Below are 21553 nucleotides of genomic sequence, written 5' to 3'. Positions count from 1 at the left end.
GCTTTACGCCATGCTCGGCATCGGCCTCGTCAACATGCTGGTCGCGCTCGACCAGACCGTCGTCAGCACCGCGCTGCCGTCGATCGTCGCCGAGCTGCACGGCTTCGAATATTTTGCGTGGATCGCAAGCGCGTACCTGCTCGCCTCGGTCGTCACGGTGCCGGTGTTCGGGCGGCTCGGCGACTACTTCGGGCGCAAGCGCTTCGTGATCGCCGCGGTGATCACGTTCACGGTCGCGTCCGTGTTGTGCGGCCTCGCCAACAGCATGCTGTTTCTCGCGATCGCGCGCGGACTGCAAGGCGTTGGCGGCGGCATGATGGTCGGCACCGCGTTCGCGTCGATTCCCGATCTGTTCCCCGACCCGCGCACCCGCGTGCGCTGGCAGGTCGTGCTGGCCGCGGCCTACGGCATCGGTACCGCGGCCGGCCCGTCGCTCGGCGGCTGGATGAGCGAGCACCTCGGCTGGCGCTCGACGTTTCTCGTCAATCTGCCGGTGGGCGCGGCGGCGCTCTATTTCATCTGGATGCATCTGCCGAATTTCCGGCGGCCGCATGACGGCGAAGTAAAGATCGACTGGCTCGGCGCGGGGCTCGTCGCGGCCGTGCTCGGCGGCTTGCAGGCGTTTATCGAAGCGGTGCCGAAGCACGGCCTCACCGTGGGCAATCTCGTGCTCGGCGCGTGCGTGATCGCCGGCGCGATCGCACTCTTCACGTGCGAAAAGCGCGCCACGCATCCGATCGTTCCGCTCGATCTGTTCAAGGACGCGCAGCTCGTCACGCTATTCACGCTCGGCATGCTGTCCGGGTTCGTGATGTTCTCGCTGATCTTCTTCGCGCCTTTGCTGCTGCAAGGCGGCTTCGGTCTTTCGCCGCAGCAGGCCGGCCTGCTCGCGACGCCGATCGCCGCGTGCATCGCGCTCGGCAGTGTGGTGAACACGCGCATCGTGATTCACATGAAGAAGCCCACGCGCATTCTGACGATCGGTTTCGCGCTGCTGATGTTCGCGTCGATCGCGCTCGCGTTCGCCAATCCGGACACACCGCGCTGGCGCATCGTGCTGCCGATGGGCGCGGTCGGCATCGGCCTCGGCTTCATCCTGAACAACCTGAACGTGTTCGGCCAGGAGATCGCCGGACGCGAGCGCTTCGGCATCACGACCGCGCTATTGCAATCGACGCGCATGGTCGGCGGCATGCTCGGCACCAGCATCGTCGCGACTGTCGTGCAGCATCACTATCGCAATGTCGTCACGCGCACGATGAGCGTGCTCGGAGAGCCGGCCGCATCGCAATGGCGGCCGCGTTTCGTCGATCTGCGCATCCTGATCGACGACGCGTCGCGCACACAGCTGATTGCGGATATGAAGAAGTCGGGACTCGATACGCTCGCGCTGATCGATAGCGCACGCGACGCGCTCGTGCAGTCGATTCATATCGGTGTGTGGCTGACGGCGGTGGCATCGCTCGCGGCCGCGCTGCTGGTGCAGCGGATTTCGCATGTGGTGTTTCGCAAGAGCTGACAAGTGGCCCGATGATGGCCGCCGATATCCGCGGTGCGGCTAGCTCGCACCGTGCATTGCAAAAGGAAACAAAAAAGCCTGGTGAACCGCATCTTTCGTGCAGCCCGCCAGGCTTTTTGATTGAGTTAAATCGTCCTTAACGCACGAGACACGGCCGCTTGTTGTCGAACTTCCAGTTCGGAATCAGATATTGCATGGCAATGCCGTCGTCGCGCGCGCCGAGGCCGTGCTGCTGATACATCGCGTGCGCCTTCTCGAGCGCATCCATATCGAGTTCGATGCCGAGCCCCGGCTTCTGCGGCACCTTGACCTTACCGCCGACGATCTGCAGCGGATCGTGCGTCAGGAACTGACCATCCTGCCAGATCCAGTGCGTATCGATCGCGGTGATCTTGCCCGGCGCCGCGGCCGCGACGTGCGTGAACATCGCGAGCGAAATGTCGAAGTGGTTGTTCGAATGCGAACCCCACGTGAGGCCCCAGTCGTTGCACATCTGCGCGACGCGCACCGAGCCCTGCATGGTCCAGAAATGCGGATCGGCGAGCGGAATATCGACCGATTGCAGCTGGATGGCGTGACCCATCTGACGCCAGTCGGTCGCGATCATGTTGGTCGCCGTCGGCAGGCCGGTTGCGCGACGGAACTCGGCCATCACTTCGCGGCCCGAATAGCCGTTCTCCGCGCCGCATGGATCTTCCGCGTAGGCGAGAACACTGTGTTTGTCACGGCACAGGCGCACCGCTTCCGCGAGCGACCATGCGCCGTTCGGGTCGAGCGTCACGCGCGCTTCGGGGAAGCGCTCGGCGAGTGCCGTGACCGCTTCGATCTCGGCGTCGCCTGGCAGCACGCCGCCCTTCAGCTTGAAGTCGTTGAAGCCATAGCGCGCCTTCGCGGCCTCGGCAAGACGCACGACCGTCTCCGGCGTCAGCGCTTCCTCGGTGCGCACGCGCTCCCAGTCGTCACGCGCGCCGGCGTTGTTCGCGTACGGCAGATCGGTCTTGTTGCGATCGCCGATATAGAACAGGTAGCCGAGCATTTCCACTTCGTCGCGCTGCTGGCCTTCGCCGAGCAGTGCCGCGACCGGCACGCCGAGATGCTGCCCGAGCAGATCGAGCAGCGCGGCTTCGAGCGCGGTCACCGCGTGAATCGTCGTGCGCAGGTCGAAGGTCTGCAGGCCACGCCCCCCAGCGTCGCGATCGGCGAACTGCGTGCGCACCTTGTTCAGGATCGCCTGCAGATTGCCGATCGACTGACCGACCACGAACGGCCGCGCGTCGTCGATCGTCTTGCGGATGTTCTCGCCGCCCGGCACTTCGCCCACGCCGGTATGGCCCGCGCTGTCGCGCAGAATCACGATGTTGCGCGTGAAGAACGGACCATGCGCGCCGCTCAGATTCATCAGCATGCTGTCGCGACCGGCGACGGGCACGACGCGCAGTTCGGTGACGACCGGCGTGGCGTTCGATTCGGTAGGTTTGGTGGACATGGGAAAAGCACCTGTGTGATGAAGTAGGCCGGCCGGCGGAAGCCGCCGCGCGCTGCGTGCGTGTTCGACCGGACCGGATGAGAACTCGAATACAGAAAAATCGACGGCCGCATGCGAGCCGTCAGTGTAGTCAATGCGCGTTGCCGCGCAACGAATCGGGCAACGGCTCGCGATTGCCGGGCTTGTTGCGCGTCAGGAAGCCGGCCGCCGCCGCGAGCAGCGACGCGACGCCGAGACCGTACAACCCGCCCGTGATCGAGCCCGTGTGTTGCTGCAGATAGCCGAAGGTGGCCGGCGCGAAGAAGCCGCCGAGGTTGCCGAGCGAATTGATCAGCGCGAGCACGCCGGCGGCGACGCGCGCATCGAGGTAGCCCTGCGGAATCGGCCAGAACAGCGACGACGCCGCCTTGAAGCCGATCGCCGAGAAGCAGATCGCGACGAACGAGAACACCGGGTTGCCCGACGTCGACGCGAACAGACCGACTGCTGCGATGACGAGCGCGACCGCGAGCCAGCCCTGCTGATGACGCCATTTCGCCGATACGACCGCGAAGCCGTACATCGCGACCATTGAGATCAGCCACGGAATCGCGTTGAACATGCCGACCTCGAAGTCGGAAAGGCCGCCCATCTTGCGGATGATGGTCGGCAGCCAGAAAGTGGCCGCGTAGATGGTCAGCTGGATCGCGAAGTACAGGAAGCAGAACAGCGCGATTTGCGGGTCCTTCAGCAGCTTCACCGTCGGCAGATGCGCGCCGCCTTGCGCTTCGCGCTCGCCCTGTTCGGCCGCGATCGATTGTTCGAGCACACGCTGTTCTTCGGCCGTGAGCCAATGCGCGTCACGGATGCGCGACTTCAACAGCAACCAGCTGACGACGCACAGCGCGATCGAGAACGCGCCTTCGATCAGGAACATCCACTGCCAGCCTTGCAGGCCGAGGCCGCGAATCGACAGCAGCGAGCCGGTGATGGGACCGGACAGCACCGACGCGAGCGCCGAGCCCGACAGAAAGATCGCCATCGCCTTGCCGCGTTCCTTTTGCGGCAGCCACTGCGTGAAGTAAAAGACGACGCCGGGAAAGAAGCCCGCCTCGGCGACGCCGAGCAGGAACCGCAGCACGTAAAACGACGTGTCGTTCCAGACGAACGCCATTGCTCCCGCCACCAGCCCCCACGTGCCCATGATGCGCGTGAGCCAGGCGCGCGCGCCGAACTTCTGCATCAGCACGTTCGACGGCACTTCGAACAGCGCGTAGCCGATGAAGAACAGCCCGCTGCCAAGCCCGTAGGCGGCCGCGCCGATGCCGAGATCGGCCTTCATGTGCGCGTTGACGAAGCCGATGTTCACGCGGTCGATATAGTTCGCGATGAACATGATCAGGAAAAGCGGCAACACGTTGCGCTTCACCTTCGCGACCGCCGATTCCAGCGGGTCGAGCGCGGTGGTCAGAACTGATGTCAAGTTGTGTCTCCCTGTCGGCCACGAGGCCTGGTGGAACGCAGCGCGGCGCACCCGGTGGGTGCAAGACCCTGCGCTACGCCTGATATGTTGTCTGACGACAGTCTACCGCGTTACTTTTGTCAAATCCAGCAGGGTGTTTACCCTGTGGTTCCAGAGGGACCGCCTTGAAATAACGGCAGATTCAAAGGTTAAGGACCCTGTTGACCAACCCGGAATCCGTCTCGAACTAAGACGTCTGATGTCTACAATTGACAGACTGTCGTCAGCAGCCCATGCGTTTGCGCAAATGTCCGCCTCATCCCCGCCCCCACCGCGCATCTGCACGCAAAAAATAGCCCGCGCCGATGCCGCCGAACGCGGCAGAATCGAGTACAGTCCTGTGCGATACTTTGCAGGATCAGTCAACCAGCCACAAAAATGAGCAGCCTAACTGAAAAGGTGGTGGCCACCCTTTCCGATGAGATTCGCCGCGGGGCGCTGAGGCCAGGCGACCGCATCCCCACCGAAGTCGCGATGATGAAGCAGCTGTCCGTGAGCCGCTCCGTGGTCCGCGAGGCGATTTCGCGTCTGCAGGCAGAGAGGATCGTCGAGACGCGCCATGGCATTGGCACGTTCGTGCTCGCGCCCGCCGCCGAAAAGCCGATGCAGCTTCCCGCCGCCGATCTCACCAGCATGCTCGACGTGATGGCGATCATCGAGTTCCGGATCGACGTCGAAGCGGCCGCGGCCGCGCTCGCGGCATCGCGGCGCACAGAGCAGAACCTGAAGCAGATCCGCACTGCGCTCGATCGATTCGAGTCGGAGCTCGAGCGCGGCAGCACCGACACGCTCGCACACGACATCGAGTTCCATTTGCAGATCGCGCGCGCGAGCGGCAACCGCTATTTCTTCGACGTGCTGAGCCAGCTCGGCCGCTCGGTCAGCCCGCGCACCCGGCTCGGTTCGGCCGAGATCGCGGAGCTAGACCATATCGAGGTGTTGCGCAGCGTGCTCGGCGAGCATCTGATGATCTATCGCGCGATCGAGCGTCAGGATGCCGACGACGCGCGCGCCGCGATGCGCATGCATCTGAGCAACAGCCGCGAGCGACTGCGCCGCGCGCATGCCCTGACGAAGGCTGGCGTGTGATCACATGCGGGGCTGAGCGGCCGCCCCGCAACACGACACGCCGCCGGCAATGCCCTCACTGCCCCACGTCGAGATCCATTAACGCCGAGCTCAGCGATTTGCCATGCGCGTCGAGCGCGAGCGAACGCGTCACGCCGCCGCCGAGCGCGTCGCCGAGCACGAAGTTGAATGCGGCAATGCCCGGCAACTCATGGCGCACCACCTCGCCGCGCACCACATCGCGCAGATGCGTCTTGACGCGCTCGGGCGTCAGCACATCGCGCAACCGCTCGTAATGCAGCGCGTCGTAGCAGATCACCGAGATATTGAGCGTATTGCCCTTGTCGCCGGTGCGCGAGTGGGCCAGTTCTCGTAGTTTCATCTCAAGCCTCCATCAGCGAGAAAGCCGGCGCCGCATACTCGCGCGGCAGCAGCACCGATTGCACCGCGACCACCTCGCGCGCCGCCTTCGTCACGCCGCCGCCGCCCGCCGGTCCGTTCGTGTACAGCGTCTCGACCTCGTTGCCGATGCGCAGCGCCTGCGCGAGCGACGCCGTGCGTCCCGCCACCCGGGCGCGCACTTCGTACGGCTCGCCATGACCGGCCGCCACCGCGTCACCATGCAGTGCGTTCACGCCGATCAGATCGAAGCGCAACTCGCGCGTCTGCACGCCGGTCAGCGCGAGACGCTCGCGCACGATATCGAGCGCGAGCCGCGCCCGCGCGAGCGCGCCGGGTCCGCCGTACGAAATCTGCCCCTCGCCGATATAGCCGTCGAAATACGCAACCGACACTTTCAACGTCGCGGTGCGCTCCGTGCCGCCACCGCCGGTGACGCGCACACGGTCCACGGCTTCCTGCTCGACGCGCACCTGCGAGAAATCGGCGACCACGTCGGGCTGCAGATAACGACGCGGATCGTGGATCTCGTAGAGCAACTGCTCCTTGCAGGTCGCCTCGGTCACGAGCCCGCCACTTTGCGCGAGCTTCGTGATCATCACTGAACCGTCCCGCGCAACTTCGGCGATCGGAAAGCCGAGCCGTGCGAGATTCGGCACGTCCTTGAAACCGGGGTCCGCGAAATAGCCGCCGGTGATCTGCCCCGCGCATTCGAGCAGATGGCCGATTACCGTCGCCTGGCCGAGCATCGGCCAGTCGTCCATGCGCCAGCCGAATTCGTGGATCAGCGGCGCGACGAACAGCGACGGATCGGCGACGCGCCCGGTCAGCACGATCTGCGCCCCGGCCGAGAGCGCCTCGACGATGCCGCTCGCGCCGAGGTACGCATTGGCCGATATCAGCCGGTCCGCGTACGCGGCCACCGCCTCGCCCGATTCGACGAAATGGAAGTCGCCCGCGCGCACGACGTCGAGCACGTCGTCGCCGGTGACTGCGGCAATCCTCAGGCCGCCGAGACCCAACTCGCGCGCGATCTGCGCGGTCCGGCGCGCTGCCGCGAGCGGATTGGCCGCGCCCATGTTCGACACGATACGCACGCCGTTGCGCGCCGCGACGGGCAGCACCGCGCGCATGCGCGCTTCGAGCAGCGGGTCGTAGCCGAGCTCCGGGTCCTTGCTGCGCGCCTGCTGCGCGATCGCGATCGTGCGTTCGGCGAGGCATTCGAACACGAGATAGTCGAGCTGGCCGTGTTCCGCGAGTTCGAGCGCGGGTTCGATGCGGTCGCCCGAATAGCCCGCGCCCGCGCCGATGCGCACGACGCGTCGAGGTTCAGTGGCTGTCATGGTGCTCCCGTTCCTTCGGTGAAGCTCACAGTGGAAAGATCCCGAGCACGACGCACGCGATCGTCATCACGACCGACGCGCCGAACAGCAGGGGAAACGTGAATCGTTGATGATCGGCCAGATCGATACCGCACAGCCCGACCACGAGGAACGTCGCGGGCGTGAGTGGACTCACCGGAAAACCGGTGGTCATCTGTCCAAGCAACGCGGCCTGACCGACGTGCACCGCCGGCACGCCGAGCTGGCCGGCCACTTCCGCGATCACCGGCAGTACACCGAAATAAAACGAATCGGGATCGAACAGCATGCTGAGCGGCATCGACAGCAGGCCGAGCACGATCGGAATATGACTCGCCATCGCCGGCGGCACGAAGCCGACGGCCGCCTGCGCCATCGCCTTCAGCATGCCGCTGCCCTGCATCACGCCGGTGAACACGCCGGCCGCGAGCAGGATGCCGGCCATCATCAGCGCGGCGCGCGCATGCGCGTCGATCCGTTTGCGCTGCATGTCCACATTCGGATAGTTGACCATCAATGCGATGCATAGGCCCACCATGAACATGATCGCCGGCGGAATCTTCTCGCCCATCACGACCATCGTGCCGAGCACGACGAGCGTCAGCACGATGTTGAACCAGAAGTTTTGCGGGCGGCGCAGCGCCTGTTGTTCCGGCGTCAGTTCGCGTTGGGGCATCGGCACGGAACCGCTCGCAGCGTTGAGACCGAGGCGCTTTTCCTCGCGCCGCCCGAGCCAGTACGCCATCGAGAACACAAATACGAGGCCGATCGCCTGCACCGGAATAAGCGGATTGAACAACGCCGAGATCGGCAGATGCAGCGACGCGGACGCGCGAATCATCGGCCCCGTCCATGGCAGGAAATTGATGCCGGCCGCCATCGATACCGCCGCGGCGAGCACGCGCCGGTCCATCTTCAGGCGGTCGTAGAGCGGCAGCATCGCCGGAATGGTGACGAGAAAGCAGACGGCGCCGGAGCCGTCGAGGTGGATCAGCAGCGCGAGCAGCGTGGTGCCCATCACGATGCGCGTGGGCCGTGTGCCGACCGCGCGCAGGATGCGCTCGATGATCGGGTCGAGCGTACCGGCGTCGGTGATCGTGCCGAAGTACAGGATCGCGAAGACGAACATGCAGACGACGGGCGCGAGGCTCTTGAGGCCATCGACGACGAACTTGCTCGTCTGCAAGCCGAAGCCGCCGAGCAGCGAGGCCGCGAGCGGCACGATGATCAGCGCGACGAGCGGCGACATGCGTTTGGACAGGATCGCGCCGAGCAGCACGACGATGGTAGCCAGCCCCAGCAATGGCAGCATGAGCTTGTCTCCGGGTTGTTTTTTAGTGTGATCGAGCGTAAGTTCGGGGCAGCAATAATGCAATTGAAATGAATTGATTGCAGCAATCACAAATCATCATGGATCTGAATCTCCGCGACATCCGCGCGTTTATCGCGGTCGCGCAAACAGGCAGCTTCACGCGTGCGGCCGCGCGGCTGCATCTGTCGCAACCGGCGTTGACGGTGCAGATTCGCCGGCTCGAGGAAACGGTCGGCCTGCGCCTGTTCGATCGCAACAGCCGCAACGTCGCCCTGACGCCGACCGGCCGCGAGCTGCTGCCCGTGCTGCAGAAATCGCTGCACGACATGGAGCACGTGCTGCTCGATGCGCGCGCGCTCGGCGAAGGCGGGAGCGGCACGGTGCGCATCGCGTGTCTGCCGACCTTCGCGGCGAGCGTGCTGCCCGAACTCGTGCAGGCGCTGAGAAAAGCCGTGCCGCGCGTCGGCTTCGAGGTGCGCGATGTCGTCGCGAGCATGGTCAACACGTTGGTGCGCAACGAGGAAGCCGATATCGGACTGACGGGCGGCGAGCTGAACGACAGCGGGCTCGAGGTACTGCATGCGGGCATCGACCGGCTCGTCGCCGTGCTGCCGAAGCAGCACGCGCTCGCGCGGCGGCGCCGGCCCGTCACGCTCGCCGATCTCGCCAGCGAGCCGCTCGTGCTGACCGCGCAGGGCACGAGCGTGCGAGCGGTCGTCGACAGCGCGTTCGCCGACGCGCAATGTGAGCCGCGCATCGCCTGCGAACCGACCTACATGATGAGCGCGGTCGCGATGGCGCGCGCCGGGCTCGGCATCACGATCCTGCCGGCGTCGGCGCGCGAGGTACGCGCGGAGCCCGAGCTAGTCGCGCGACCGATCGACGAAGCCGCGTTCACGCGGCGCATCGCGCTGATCAAAAAGCGCGGCCGAACCTTGCCGCCGGTGACCGAGACCTTCGTCGCGATGCTGATCGAACGGCTCGACGCGTCATAGGGCCGCACAGCGTGGTTTTGCGCGTCGCGCGCAGCCCTAATTTTCACGATACGAAAAGATGCCGCGCGTCGTAAAAAATCATGTTGCGGGGCACAAAGCGGCCATTTCACGATGCCCGGCGGCGTTGCACATCGCAAAACGGATCTCACAAACCTTTGTTTTTACACGAATATTTTTAATATAAAGACCGGCTCGACGCCCAATTGCCCGCCGATTCGCTGACGTAGACTCTTTCACAAGAGCACGCGCTTCACGCAGTCGGATTCGAGGGGCCTCACGACACGGCCACTCAAATCCCGCAGATTGCGAAGAAGCCGTCACGAATCGCGGCTTTTTTAATTGGCAACTGGGAGACTAAAAATGAAAGGCTTTCGCTTTGGTTCGACGCAGGGAGCGTTCTACATTCTGCCGGGTCAGGACGGCTGGGAAGCCACCTACGGCAACGAAACGCTCGGAGAATTCTCGAGCCCGCAACAGGCCGCCGACGACCTCGCGCGCGGTCTGAGCTGCGAGCATCTGTCGGAGCTCGACACGTCGACGCTCGAAATTCCGGAGAAGCTCGCCGATTGGGAAATCGTTCACGTATAAGGACGGGCATGACCGACGGCGACGTAGCAGTGACAGTAGAAACGACAATGGCGCCCGAAGGCGCCATTGTCGTATTTGCGGTCCTGCTTGCGGCTTTGTCCGCGGTTGTACTGCGTGCTTACCGCGCGGCTTTCGGGGCCAGCGCAGGTGCGGCCGCGGCGCTTACCGCATCAGTCGCCCGTGCGAGCTCAAGCCACCGAATCGACGATTGCGTTCAGCGTCGCGCTCGGGCGCATCGCCTTGCTAGTCAGCTCGACGTTCGGACGGTAGTAGCCGCCGATATCCACCGGCTTGCCCTGCGCCGCGCCGAGTTCCGCGACGATCTTCGCCTCGTTGTCGGCCATCGCCTTCGCCACGCCCGCGAACTGCGCCTGCAGCGCGGCATCGTCGGTTTGCGCGGCCAGTGCTTCGGCCCAGTACATCGCGAGGTAGAAGTGGCTGCCGCGATTGTCGATACCGCCGACCTTGCGCGCCGGCGACTTGTCGTTGTCGAGGAACTTGCCGGTCGCCTGATCGAGCGTCTTCGCGAGAATCTGCGCCTTCGGGTTGTGATACGCGGTGCCCAGATGCTCGAGCGATGCCGCCAGCGCGAGGAATTCACCGAGCGAATCCCAGCGCAGGAAGCCTTCCTCGACCAGCTGCTGCACGTGCTTCGGCGCCGAACCGCCCGCGCCGGTTTCGAACATGCCGCCACCGGCCATCAGCGGAACGATCGACAGCATCTTCGCGCTGGTGCCCAGTTCCATGATCGGGAACAGGTCGGTCAGGTAGTCGCGCAGCACGTTGCCGGTGACCGAGATCGTGTCCTTGCCGGCGCGGATGCGCTCGACCGAGAACTTCGTCGCTTCGACCGGCGTCATCACGCGGATGTCGAGACCGTTCGTGTCATGATCCTTCAGGTACTGCTCGACCTTCCTGATGATCTGCGCATCGTGCGCGCGCGCCGCGTCGAGCCAGAACACGGCCGGCGTGTTGGAAGCGCGGGCGCGGTTCACCGCGAGTTTGACCCAGTCGCGGACCGGCGCGTCCTTGGTCTGGCACATACGGAAGATGTCGCCCTGTTCCACCGGCTGCTCGAGCAGCACCGCGCCGGCTTCGTCGGTGACGCGGACCACGCCGTTCGCCTGGATCTGGAACGTCTTGTCGTGTGAACCGTATTCTTCGGCGGCTTGCGCCATCAGCCCGACGTTCGGCACCGTGCCCATCGTAACCGGGTCGAACGCACCGTGCTTCTTGCAGTCTTCGATCACCGCCTGGTACACACCAGCGTAGCAACGGTCCGGAATCACCGCCTTCGCGTCGTGCAGCGCGCCATCGGCGCCCCACATCTTGCCCGACTCGCGGATCATCGCCGGCATCGATGCGTCGACGATCACGTCGCTCGGCACGTGCAGGCTCGTGATGCCCTTGTCCGAGTTGACCATCGCGAGCGGCGGACGCTGTTCGTACTGCGCCTCGATGTCGGCTTCGATCGCCGCGGCCGTTTCAGCCGGCAGATCCTTCAGACGCGCGTACAGGTCGCCGATACCGTTGTTCGGGTTGAAGCCGACCTTGGCCAGTGCTTCCGCATGCTTCGCGAGCACGTCCTTGTAGAACACCGACACCACATGACCGAAGATGATCGGGTCCGAGACCTTCATCATCGTGGCCTTCAGGTGCACCGAGAACAGCACGCCGTTCGCCTTCGCCTCGGCGATCTGCGCTTCGATGAAGCTGCGCAGCGCGTTCTTGCCCAGCACCGACGCGTCGATGATTTCGCCTGCCTGCACCGGCGTCTTCGCCTTCAGGACCGTGATCGTGCCGTCGGCGGCGGCCAGTTCGATCTTCACGCTACCGGCCTGCGCGACCAGCGCCGACTTCTCGCTGCCGTAGAAATCGCCATCGCTCATGTGCGAGACGTGCGACTTCGAGTCCGCGCTCCATGCGCCCATCTTGTGCGGATGCTTGCGCGCGTAGTTCTTCACCGACAACGGCGCGCGGCGGTCCGAATTGCCTTCGCGCAGCACCGGGTTCACCGCGCTGCCCTTGATCTTGTCGTAGCGGGCCTTGACGTCCTTCTCGGCGTCGGTCGTCGCGACGTCCGGGTACGACGGCAGCTTATAGCCCTGGTCGCGCAGCTCGGCGATCGCGGCCTTCAACTGCGGCACCGACGCGCTGATGTTCGGCAGCTTGATGATGTTCGCTTCCGGGCGCATGGTGAGTCCACCGAGCTCCGCCAGATCGTCGGAAGCCTTCTGCTCCGCGCTCAGGTAGTCCGGAAATGCGGCAATGATCCGGCCGGCGAGCGAGATGTCACGCGTTTCGACGAGCACGTCGGACGAGCGCGTGAACGCCTTGACGATCGGCAGCAGCGAGTACGTCGCCAGTGCGGGCGCTTCGTCGGTCAGGGTGTAGATGATCTTCGGCGGTGTGGACATGATTAATGCTTTGCTAGGAAGTGATAGACAGAGCGTTGGCAGTCGAAGCCAGCGCAAATCGTGGCGCGACGGCGACGGCGTCAGTTCGGCACGACGCAACCCCGCGACCTTCGTTTTGCGATACGACCGAGAGTATATGCGCGTTTTCCACTAAATGTGACTAGACAAACAGGTCGCGAGACCCTACCCAAAGGGGTCGAGCCCTGACTGGCAAGGGTTTGCGGCCGATCACCCCGGTCTTAAGACAGATATCTTATAGAGGACTTGGGGAATATTATTTTTGGATGAATGCGAATTGGTCGCATTGACGAGCCGCAAATGCCGCCACCGAGCCGTGACTGTTGCCCTCCACTTGCCGACGATTGGGCGCCTCGAAGATACGCTTGCGCCGCCGGCTCCTCACGCCCGCGCTTAGCGCGTCACGACGTCCTGCGCCGGCGTCGTCGACGGACGGCGCACGAGCGTCCATAGCAGGCTGCTCGATCTCGGCAAGCCGGTCGTGCTGTTTGGGCGCAGTTCGCGCTTTCAGATTTCGAGCGTCGGCACCGACAGCAATCTCGCCGGCTTTATGCTCGCGGACCATCTGATCAAGCTCGGTCACAAGCGCATCGCGAATCTCGGCTTTGGCCGTTCGCGCTGGAACGACGAACGGATTCGCGGCATTCGCAATTGTCTCGACGAATACGGGCTGTCGCTCCACGTTCACGATGCACAAAGCCTGTCGGCGGCGGCCGGCGAGCGCGCCTGCTCGGGCCTGATGCTCGGTCCGAAACGACCGGACGCCCTGCTCATTGCCCGCGTCCGAGAAACTCCCCCACCATCCGGTTGAACTTGTCCGCATGCTCCCACTGCGCCCAATGCCCGCAGCGGCCGAACACATGCAGATCGGCGTTCGGCATCCCGGCAACGAGCCGCAGGCCGATGTCCATCGGCACGAAACGATCGTCGCGACCCCAGATCACGAGCGTCGGCGCGGTTACTTCGCCAAGGCGCGGCCCGTAGTCGTTGAACTGCTTCGGATTCGCGGCGAGGCTGGCGACGAAGTTCTCGAGGTGATCGCGGCGCGCCAGCATGTTCGCGAGGCGCGCGTGCATCAGGTCTTCGGTCAACGCCTTCGTGTCGAACACGAAGACGCTCATCATGCGCTGCAGGTTCTCGATGGTCGGGTTGCGGTACAGGCCTTGCAGCAGCTTGATGCCTTCGGTCGGCATCGGCACGAACTGGCTCGGGCCGCCGGTGCCGCCGCCCATCAGCACGAGCTTGCCGACGCGTTGCGGCTCGGCGAGCGCGAACGCGACCGCGCTATGCCCACCCATCGAGTTGCCGATGATATGCGCGCGTTCGATATCGAGCGCATCGAGCAGCGCCTTCAGGCAGCGCGCGTTCAGTTCCGAGCGCGAGCCCTTGCAGACGATCGGGTCGCTCTTGCCCCAACCGAGGCAGTCCATCAGGATCACGCGATAGCCCGCCGCGACGAGCGGCTCGACGTTGCGATTGAAGTTGGCCCAGCCGGTCGCGCCCGGTCCGGAGCCGTGCAGCATCACGACCGTTTTCGCACCCTGCCCCACGTCGTTGTAGTGGAGCTGCATCTCGCGGCCGTCTTCGGTGATGCGGACGAATCGGCTGGTCGCTTCCTCGGTGATCGCCGCTGCTTGCGTGTTGGTGTTGCTCATGTCGAATTCCTTTGTTTCACGGATTAAGTGACCGCGAGTCGCCGTTGACGGCGGACCCGCGCGGTATTTCGGGCTGCAAAGCTATTGCGCGGCCACCGGGGTATAACGAAGTGTCGAGCGATTCACGACGAGCCACGCGCCAATCGCGGCGACCGCGATCAGCGGAATGCTCGCGCCGAGCAGCACGCTCGCACCCTGACCGATCGCGAGCAGTTGCCCCGCGATCAACGGTCCGAGGATCGAGCCGAGACGGCCCACCGCCACGGCCGCGCCGACGCCGGTGCCACGCACTTCGGTCGGGTACAGGCTGCTTGCCAGCGCATACAACACCGACTGGCCGCCGACCAGGAACAGCCCCGCGATCAGACCGCCCCACGCCATCGACGTGCCGCCATTCGCGCTCAGCAACGCGCCAAGCGCAACGACGATGCCGACATACATGCCCGCGACCGTGCGGCGCCGGCCCATCCGGTCCATCATGCCGGCGATCACGATCGCGCCGATGCCGCCGCCGATGTTGAACATCATCTGTACGATACCGGACTGCACGCGCGTCAGACCGCGCGTCAAGACGAGCGACGGCAGCCAGTTGATCAGGAAATACAGCACGATCAGCGTGCCGAGATAGCTGATCCACAACGCGATCGTCGTGCCCGCGCGCCCTTCCTGCCACAGCGCGTGGGTCACGCTAGCCGACGCATCGCGTCGCGCGCCTTTGATTGCACGCGCCGCGACGAACTGCGCCGACTCGCGCAGGAACAGCGCAAGCAGCGGCAGCACCAGCAACGGCCCGAAGCCGCCGACGTAGAAGATATGCCGCCAGCCCGCGTCGCCCGGACTGATGATGCCGACCACCGCCGCGAGCGCTGCGCCGAACGGCATGCCGCAATACATGGCGCCGACCGCGGTGTTGCGCTGATGGGGCGGCGCCGCTTCCGAGCACAGCGCGATCAGATTCGGCATCGCTGCGCCAAGACCGAGGCCGGTCAGAAAGCGCGCGGCGAGCAGGCTGTTCAGGTCCCACACCTGCGCGGTCGCGAGCGAGAAGATGCCGAATAGCGCGACCGACCACATCAGCACGCGCTTGCGCCCGAGCCGGTCGGCCAGACGTCCGCCGATCGCGGCTCCTGGCAGCAGCCCGAACGCGCCGATGCTGAACGCCCAGCCCATCTGCGCGACCGCGAGATGAAATTCGCGCGCCATGCGCGGTGCCGCGAGGCCGGTCGATTGCAGGTCCACGCCTTCGAGCAGCGCGACGATCAGGCAGAGCCCGATCGTCAGCGCGCCGCCGGCAAGAGGTTTCGTCGACGGTGTTGTTTGCGTTGCTTGCGTTGACTGCCGCATAAAAGTCTCCAATGTTGAGTCAGCGTCGCTCTTGCGGCGACCTTGCTGGATGAAATGAACGCTGCGCGCGCGGCATGCGGCGCCGTCGCGCAGCGTCCGGGTCATGAAGCCACTGCGTCGGTTGCGTGCGCGCGCTTCAGATCCAGTGCGACGTCGACGATCATGTCTTCCTGGCCGCCGACCATGCGGCGTTTGCCCAGCTCGACGAGAATGTCCACGGTCTTCAGGCCGTATTTCTTCGCGGCGACTTCCGAGTGGCGCAGGAAGCTCGAATACACCCCCGCATAGCCGAGCGCGAGCGTTTCGCGATCGACGCGCACCGGCCGGTCCTGCAGCGGACGCACGATGTCGTCGGCGGCGTCCATCAGCGTGTAGAGGTCGGTGCCGTGATTCCAGCCCATGCGCTCGGCCGCCGCGATGAACACTTCGAGCGGCGCGTTGCCCGCGCCGGCGCCCATGCCCGCGAGCGATGCATCGATACGGTCGCAGCCCTCTTCGACCGCGACCATCGAGTTGGCCACGCCCAGCGACAGGTTGTGGTGCGCGTGCATGCCCGTCTGCGTTTCGGGTTTCAGCACGGCCTTCACCGCGCGGAAGCGGTCGCGCACGTCGTTCATCGTCAGCGCGCCGCCCGAGTCGACCACATAGATGCAGGTCGCGCCGTAGCTCTCCATCTTCTTCGCTTCGATGGCGAGGTTCTCCGGCGTAGTCATGTGGCTCATCATCAGGAAGCCGACGGTGTCCATGCCGAGTTCGCGCGCGTATTCGATGTGTTGCTTCGAGATATCGGCTTCGGTGCAGTGCGTGGCGATACGCACCACGCGCGCGCCCGCGTTGTAGGCGGCCTTCAGATCGTGGATCGTGCCGATGCCAGGCAGCAGCAGGGTCGCGATCTGAGCGTGCTCGACCACGTCAGCCACCGCTTCGATCCATTCGAGGTCGCTGTGCGCGCCGAAGCCGTAGTTGAAGCTCGAACCCTGCAGGCCATCGCCGTGGGCAACTTCGATGCTGTCCACCTTCGCGCGGTCCAATGCGCGTGCGATGTCCTGCACGTTCTGGATCGAGTACTGGTGACGAATGGCGTGGCTGCCGTCGCGCAGCGTCACGTCGGAGATATACAGTTTCTTGTCCATGCGGGAAGTCTCCTTAAGCCTCTGATGCCTGCACGAGCGCCTGCGCCATGCGCTCCGCGGTCGCGAGCGCGGCCGAAGTCATGATGTCGAGATTGCCCGCATACGCAGGCAGATAGTGCGCGGCGCCTTCCACCTCGATGAAGACCGAGGTCTTCAGACCGCTGAACTTGCCGAGGCCCGGAATGTTCAGCGGCGCGCTCGCGCTGATTTCGTCGAACTGCACCTTCTGCTTCAGGCGATAGCCCGGCACGTACGCCTGCACCGCGGCGGCCATCTGCTCGATCGACTGCTCGACCTTGTCGAGGTCGGCCAGCTCCGACAGCGTATAGACCGTGTCGCGCATCATCACCGGCGGCTCGGCCGGGTTGAGTACGATGATCGCCTTGCCCTTCGCGGCGCCGCCGACCACTTCGATCGCCTTCGACGTGGTCTCGGTGAATTCATCGATGTTCGCGCGCGTGCCTGGGCCCGCTGACTTGCTGCTGATCGACGCGACGATCTCCGCGTAATGCACCTTCGCGACGCGCGACACGGCCGCGACCATCGGAATGGTCGCCTGTCCGCCGCACGTGACCATGTTCACGTTCGGCGCGTCGAGATGCGTGTCGAGATTCACCACCGGCACGCAGTACGGGCCGATCGCCGCCGGCGTCAGATCGATCACGCGAATCGAAGGCTTCAGCTTTCGCAACAGCGCATCGTTCTTGACGTGTGCGCCGGCCGAGGTTGCGTCGAACACGAAGTCGATGTCGTTGAACACGGGCAGACGAGTCAGACCTTCGACACCATCATGCGTGGTCGCGACGCCAAGCCGCGCGGCGCGCGCGAGGCCGTCGGAGTTCGGATCGATGCCGGCCATCGCCGCGACTTCGAGATGCTTGCCGTGACGCAGGATCTTGATCATCAGATCGGTGCCGATGTTGCCGGAGCCGATGATCGCGGCCTTCAGTTTTTCGCTTGCCATATGAGTTCCCAATCGAGTGCTTGCGAGTGCATGCTTTATGCGGAAAAAGTCGCGCGGACGCTGCCGAGACCTTCGATCTTCGCGCAGTAGGTGCCCGCCTCCTTGACGGCGACCATCGGGCCCAAAGCGCCCGTCATCAGCACGTCGCCGGCACGCAGCGGCGTGCCGAGCCGGACCATGCGATCCGCGAGCCAGGCGGCGGCATTCAGCGGATTGCCGAGACACGCGGCACCATTGCCGCGCGACAGGACTTCCGCATCCTTCGATAGCGTCATCGCGCAGGCCGCGAGATCGATATCGCGCAGCAGGACCGGCCGGCTGCCGAGCACGAAGCGCGCGCTCGACGCGTTGTCCGCGACCGTATCGACGAAACGGATGTTCCAGCCTTCGATGCGGCTGTCCACCACTTCGATCGCCGCGACCGCATACGCGGTTGCGCGCATCAGATCGGCGTACGTGTGGCGCTCGTGCAGCAGATCGTGTTCGAGCACGAGCGCGATCTCCGCTTCGACCTTCGGCTGGATCAGCTCGTCCAGCGGAATCGGCTGGCCGTCGCCATACGCCATCGATGCGAACAGCGCGCCGAAGTCAGGCTGGTCGACACCGAGTTGACGCTGCACCGCCGGCGACGTGAGTCCGATCTTGCGGCCGACGACGCGCTCGCCCGCCGCGATGCGCGCGGCCACGTTGGCCTGCTGCACCGCGTACGCGAGCTCCTCGGCGTCGGCCGGGTTCGACAGGTCGACGAAACGCGGGTCGTCGCGCAACGGCGCGATGGTCGCGCGCGTACGTTCCGATTCGCGCAGGCGCAGGGCGAGCGCGTCTATATTGCTTTGAGTAGTCATAGCGGGTTCCTGATTCGGTTAGACGTGGGCCGTCACGGGTCGCGCGTGCATCGCGCCAAAGCCCGCGATCCATTCGGGGATCGGACGGTAGTAATCGAGCGACGCGTGATACGGGCCGCTCGCGTTCAGTGCGCCGAACGCGGCGATCCACGTGCGGATTTCGTGCGCGGACTTGCCGGCCTCGCGCGTGATCGCGCGGTTGGTCAAACCGTCGAGCGCGGTGAGTTCGCCGTCTTCGAGCAGCTTCAGGAACGCGCGATCCCATTCCGGATTGAGCGGATGCAGACGGCTGTCGCCCGCGGCGAACCCGCGCGCCGCCGCGATCGTGCGCGCCTCACGCGCCGCGCGTGATTCGGCCGACGGATTGCGGCCCGCGATCAGACGCTCGGCGACTTCCTCGCTCGCGCCCGCGAGTTCCGGCACCGGCGGCTCGTGCGAGATGCCGCCCGAGCCGATCACGAGCACGCGTTGCTTCGAGCGTGCGAGCGCTCGACCCAACGCATCGCCGAGCAGACGCGCGCGGCGGCATGAAGCCATCGGCGCGGCCACCGAATTGATGAATACCGGCACGACCGGATATCGATCGAGGCCGCCCGTCAGAATCTCCAGCGCTTGCGCGCAACCGTGATCGACCTGCATGCGGTACGAGACGGCGACGTCGACGTCGCTCGCGAGCACCGCTTCGGCAAGGTCGAGCGCGGTATCGGCGGGCACCTCCAGCGGACCGGCGAGGCTCTTGAAGTCGCCGATCGCGCTCGCCGATGCGCCGATGCAAAACGGCGGCATCACGTCATAGAAGAAACCGTTGTAATGATCGGGCGCGAACACGACGACCAGTTCGGGATCGAACTCGACGACGCGCGCACGCGCTGCCGCATGCACACGCTCGACTTCCGCGACGACTTCGGGCGCGGGATCGTAAAAGCCATGCAACGGCGTGTGCGATAGGCATTCGAGCAGCATCGGCATATCAGGCTCCGGCGGTTGCAGCGGTGGCGAAAGTGGCGACGGCATCGGGCGCGAACGCTGCTTCGTTGCGAGAACCGGCCACGTCGGCCCGCCCCGCCAGGTCGAGATGCAGCTGCTGCGCGAGTTCGACGACGAGTTGCGACACCTGCTGCGGCGAGCCCATGCCCGCGACGAAACGATCGGGACGCAACAGCACGACCGATTCCGGCACTCGCGTGAACCAGTCCTTCAGCCGCGTGTTCACATCGCCGATCGCGATGACGTCTTCTGGCACGTCGTCATGGAAAGACAGCTGCGTGTCCGGCTTCGCGACCACGAAGCAGCCGCCGAGCCGCTGCCAGATCGCACGCGCCTGCTCCGACAAACCGAAGGTCGGTTCCGCGCCCCAGCCGACGATCGCGAAGCGGTTGCCGAGCACATCGTCGAGTCGCACGACCTCGCCGCTCTCCGTGCGCACGCGCGGTTGAATGAACATGCGGCCGACCGGCGAATGACAATGCGGGTCGCGTCCATACACGAGACGGCCTAGCCGCGACTCGCGCTTCTCGCTCATCAGACCGAGCAGGCGGCCCGGCGCCGAATGCCCCGCGCGTTCGAGCGCGCGCGCGAGCCAGCCACGCTTGCGCGGCGTGCGCGCCAGCAATACGACGCCGCTTTCATAGCGTGGCATCGGCTTGAAACGCATTTCGACGAAGTAGCGCTTGACCGCCGGGAACCAGTTGAACGTACGCACGAACGCGTCGCGAAACTTGATGCCGAAGCGGCTCGTCGGCGCGAAGATGTCGCCCGCGACCTCAGAGAGGTGGATCATCGAGCGCGCATGCGAACGGCGCTCGGCGGTGTAGCTATCGAGCAGCGCATCGCCGGCGACGCCCTTGACCACCATCGCGAGTTTCCAGCCGAGGTTGCTCGCGTCGCGAATACCGCTGTTGTAGCCCTGGCCCTGCCACACCGGCATGATGTGCGCGGCGTCTCCGGCGAGCAGCACGCGCTTCACGCGGAAGCTGCTCGCGAGGCGCGCGTTGTGCGTATAGACGCGCTTGCGGATGTAGTCGACCTTCTCCGGCTCGGCGACCTTGCGGATCAGCGCGGCCATGTTCTTCGGCTTCGACAGCTCTTGCTCGGTCTCGCCGGGCATCACCATGAATTCGAAGCGGCGAATCCCGTGCGGCAGCGCGGCCGACACATACGGGCGCCGCGGATCGCAATGCATGTACACGTGCGGCGAGCCGATCGGGTCGTTGCGCACGTCGACGACGATCCACTGATTCGGTTTCGTGCGGCCCTCGAACGGCACGTCGAGGGTGCGGCGCACGAAGCTGTTGCCGCCGTCCGCACCGACCATATACGACGCGCGGATCGTGCGGCGGCCGCTCTGCGCGTGTTGCGCTTCGATCGTGACGCCGCTGCCGTCCTGCGTGAACGAGTCGACCGAGTGGCCGAACAGCACCTCGACGTGCGGGAAGCGTTGCAGGCCGTCGCACAACACGCGATCGGCCAGCGGCTGAATGAACGCGTTGCGGCGCGACCAGCCGAATTCGTCGGTGCGCGGCTCGATCGATGCGAAGCAGTGACCGTTGCTCGTGACGAAGCGCATCCAGTGATCGGGGGTCGTGTGCGGCAGCAATGCATCGGCGAGGCCGACGGACTGAAACACGCGCAGCGCTTCGTCATCGAGGCCGATTGCGCGCGGATAGTCGATGATCCCGTCGAGCTTTTCGATCAGCACGACGCGCACGCCCTGCAGGCCGAGATAGTTGGCGATCGTCAAACCGACCGGGCCGGCGCCGATGATCGCGACGTCGGTGGTGACGGGTCCACTGTGGCCTTGCGCGGCCACCGGGTCGAGCGGTTGGGGCATGTTGTCTCCGTATGTCGACCAGCGTGACCGGGTCGAGATATTCACGGAGCGCGGCGGTGGGAACCGGCTGTCGCCATGGCGAAAAATCGCCTGCGGGCAACAGCTTGCGTCTCCATGA

At 65.1% G+C, this 21553-nt stretch carries 17 protein-coding genes and 1 pseudogene; 5 read left to right on the top strand and 13 right to left on the bottom strand.

What is annotated here, in order from left to right:
• Window positions 1-10 precede the first annotated feature (10 nt).
• The gene (locus F6X39_RS32845; protein WP_187619676.1) at window positions 11-1519 is read left to right on the top strand and encodes an MFS transporter; all 1509 of its coding nucleotides are present in this window, start codon (window positions 11-13) and stop codon (window positions 1517-1519) included.
• Window positions 1520-1655: 136 nt separating this feature from the next.
• Here the strand turns inward: F6X39_RS32845 and gudD are convergent, their stop codons facing one another.
• Together gudD and F6X39_RS32835 are read right to left on the bottom strand one after the other, a co-directional pair.
• Window positions 1656-3005 (bottom strand): glucarate dehydratase, encoded by a 1350-nt coding sequence (gene gudD / locus F6X39_RS32840; protein WP_187619675.1) that lies wholly within the window; start codon window positions 3003-3005, stop codon window positions 1656-1658.
• A 130-nt stretch (window positions 3006-3135) separates the two neighbouring features.
• A complete protein-coding gene (locus F6X39_RS32835; RefSeq protein ID WP_187619674.1) occupies window positions 3136-4467 on the bottom strand; it encodes an MFS transporter in 1332 nt (443 codons plus the stop codon).
• A gap of 417 nt (window positions 4468-4884) precedes the next feature.
• Between F6X39_RS32835 and F6X39_RS32830 the strand changes: the two genes are divergently transcribed.
• Window positions 4885-5595 carry a FadR/GntR family transcriptional regulator gene (locus F6X39_RS32830; RefSeq protein ID WP_187619673.1) on the top strand — a complete coding sequence of 237 codons (711 nt, stop codon included), beginning with the start codon at window positions 4885-4887 and terminating at the stop codon, window positions 5593-5595.
• Window positions 5596-5650: 55 nt separating this feature from the next.
• On the opposite strand, the gene F6X39_RS32825 is transcribed toward F6X39_RS32830, so the two are convergent.
• The 3 genes from F6X39_RS32825 to F6X39_RS32815 are packed head-to-tail and all read right to left on the bottom strand — an operon-like array spanning window position 5651 to window position 8646.
• Complete coding sequence (locus tag F6X39_RS32825; protein ID WP_187619672.1) at window positions 5651-5956, bottom strand: hypothetical protein; 306 nt, start codon at window positions 5954-5956, stop codon at window positions 5651-5653.
• Between the two features lies 1 nt (window position 5957).
• On the bottom strand, window positions 5958-7316 hold the full coding sequence (locus F6X39_RS32820; protein ID WP_187619671.1) for an acyclic terpene utilization AtuA family protein: 1359 nt from the start codon (window positions 7314-7316) through the stop codon (window positions 5958-5960).
• Window positions 7317-7341: 25 nt separating this feature from the next.
• Window positions 7342-8646 carry a CitMHS family transporter gene (locus F6X39_RS32815; protein WP_184024701.1) on the bottom strand — a complete coding sequence of 435 codons (1305 nt, stop codon included), beginning with the start codon at window positions 8644-8646 and terminating at the stop codon, window positions 7342-7344.
• Window positions 8647-8744: 98 nt separating this feature from the next.
• Between F6X39_RS32815 and F6X39_RS32810 the strand changes: the two genes are divergently transcribed.
• Both F6X39_RS32810 and F6X39_RS32805 read left to right on the top strand, forming a co-directional pair.
• On the top strand, window positions 8745-9641 hold the full coding sequence (locus tag F6X39_RS32810; protein ID WP_187619670.1) for a LysR family transcriptional regulator: 897 nt from the start codon (window positions 8745-8747) through the stop codon (window positions 9639-9641).
• Between the two features lie 360 nt (window positions 9642-10001).
• The gene (locus F6X39_RS32805) at window positions 10002-10229 is read left to right on the top strand and encodes a hypothetical protein (RefSeq protein WP_013092475.1); all 228 of its coding nucleotides are present in this window, start codon (window positions 10002-10004) and stop codon (window positions 10227-10229) included.
• Window positions 10230-10417: 188 nt separating this feature from the next.
• Here F6X39_RS32805 and F6X39_RS32800 read toward each other — a convergent pair whose 3' ends face one another.
• Window positions 10418-12646 (bottom strand): NADP-dependent isocitrate dehydrogenase, encoded by a 2229-nt coding sequence (locus F6X39_RS32800; RefSeq protein WP_187619669.1) that lies wholly within the window; start codon window positions 12644-12646, stop codon window positions 10418-10420.
• Window positions 12647-13121: 475 nt separating this feature from the next.
• On the opposite strand from F6X39_RS32800, the pseudogene F6X39_RS32795 reads away from it, so the two are divergent.
• Window positions 13122-13436 (top strand): annotated as a pseudogene (locus F6X39_RS32795) (substrate-binding domain-containing protein); the annotation flags it as partial.
• Here F6X39_RS32795 and F6X39_RS32790 read toward each other — a convergent pair.
• The 7 genes from F6X39_RS32790 to F6X39_RS32760 all read right to left on the bottom strand — a co-directional run bounded on the left by F6X39_RS32790 (window position 13435) and on the right by F6X39_RS32760 (window position 21435).
• Window positions 13435-14319: an alpha/beta fold hydrolase gene (locus F6X39_RS32790; protein WP_187619668.1), complete on the bottom strand. Its 885-nt coding sequence runs from the start codon at window positions 14317-14319 to the stop codon at window positions 13435-13437. The pseudogene F6X39_RS32795 and the gene F6X39_RS32790 overlap by 2 nt on opposite strands.
• 81 nt (window positions 14320-14400) lie before the next feature.
• Complete coding sequence (mhpT, locus tag F6X39_RS32785; protein WP_187619667.1) at window positions 14401-15663, bottom strand: 3-(3-hydroxy-phenyl)propionate transporter MhpT; 1263 nt, start codon at window positions 15661-15663, stop codon at window positions 14401-14403.
• 101 nt (window positions 15664-15764) lie between these two features.
• Window positions 15765-16796: a 4-hydroxy-2-oxovalerate aldolase gene (gene dmpG / locus F6X39_RS32780; protein WP_187619666.1), complete on the bottom strand. Its 1032-nt coding sequence runs from the start codon at window positions 16794-16796 to the stop codon at window positions 15765-15767.
• A 13-nt stretch (window positions 16797-16809) separates the two neighbouring features.
• Window positions 16810-17760, bottom strand: coding sequence for an acetaldehyde dehydrogenase (acetylating) (locus tag F6X39_RS32775; RefSeq protein ID WP_187619665.1), 951 nt, complete (start codon window positions 17758-17760; stop codon window positions 16810-16812).
• A gap of 35 nt (window positions 17761-17795) precedes the next feature.
• Window positions 17796-18605, bottom strand: a complete 810-nt coding sequence (locus F6X39_RS32770; RefSeq protein ID WP_187619664.1) for a 2-keto-4-pentenoate hydratase — start codon at window positions 18603-18605, stop codon at window positions 17796-17798.
• A gap of 18 nt (window positions 18606-18623) precedes the next feature.
• Entirely contained in the window at window positions 18624-19574 is a 951-nt protein-coding gene (locus F6X39_RS32765; protein WP_187619663.1) for a 3-carboxyethylcatechol 2,3-dioxygenase, read from the bottom strand.
• A gap of 1 nt (window position 19575) precedes the next feature.
• Window positions 19576-21435: a bifunctional 3-(3-hydroxy-phenyl)propionate/3-hydroxycinnamic acid hydroxylase gene (locus F6X39_RS32760; protein ID WP_187619662.1), complete on the bottom strand. Its 1860-nt coding sequence runs from the start codon at window positions 21433-21435 to the stop codon at window positions 19576-19578.
• Window positions 21436-21553: the final 118 nt, after the last annotated feature.

The organism is Paraburkholderia sp. UCT2 (genome assembly GCF_014397665.1).
Taxonomy (GTDB): Bacteria; Pseudomonadota; Gammaproteobacteria; order Burkholderiales; family Burkholderiaceae; genus Paraburkholderia; species Paraburkholderia tuberum.
This window is presented reverse-complemented; position numbering and strand designations above follow the sequence as displayed.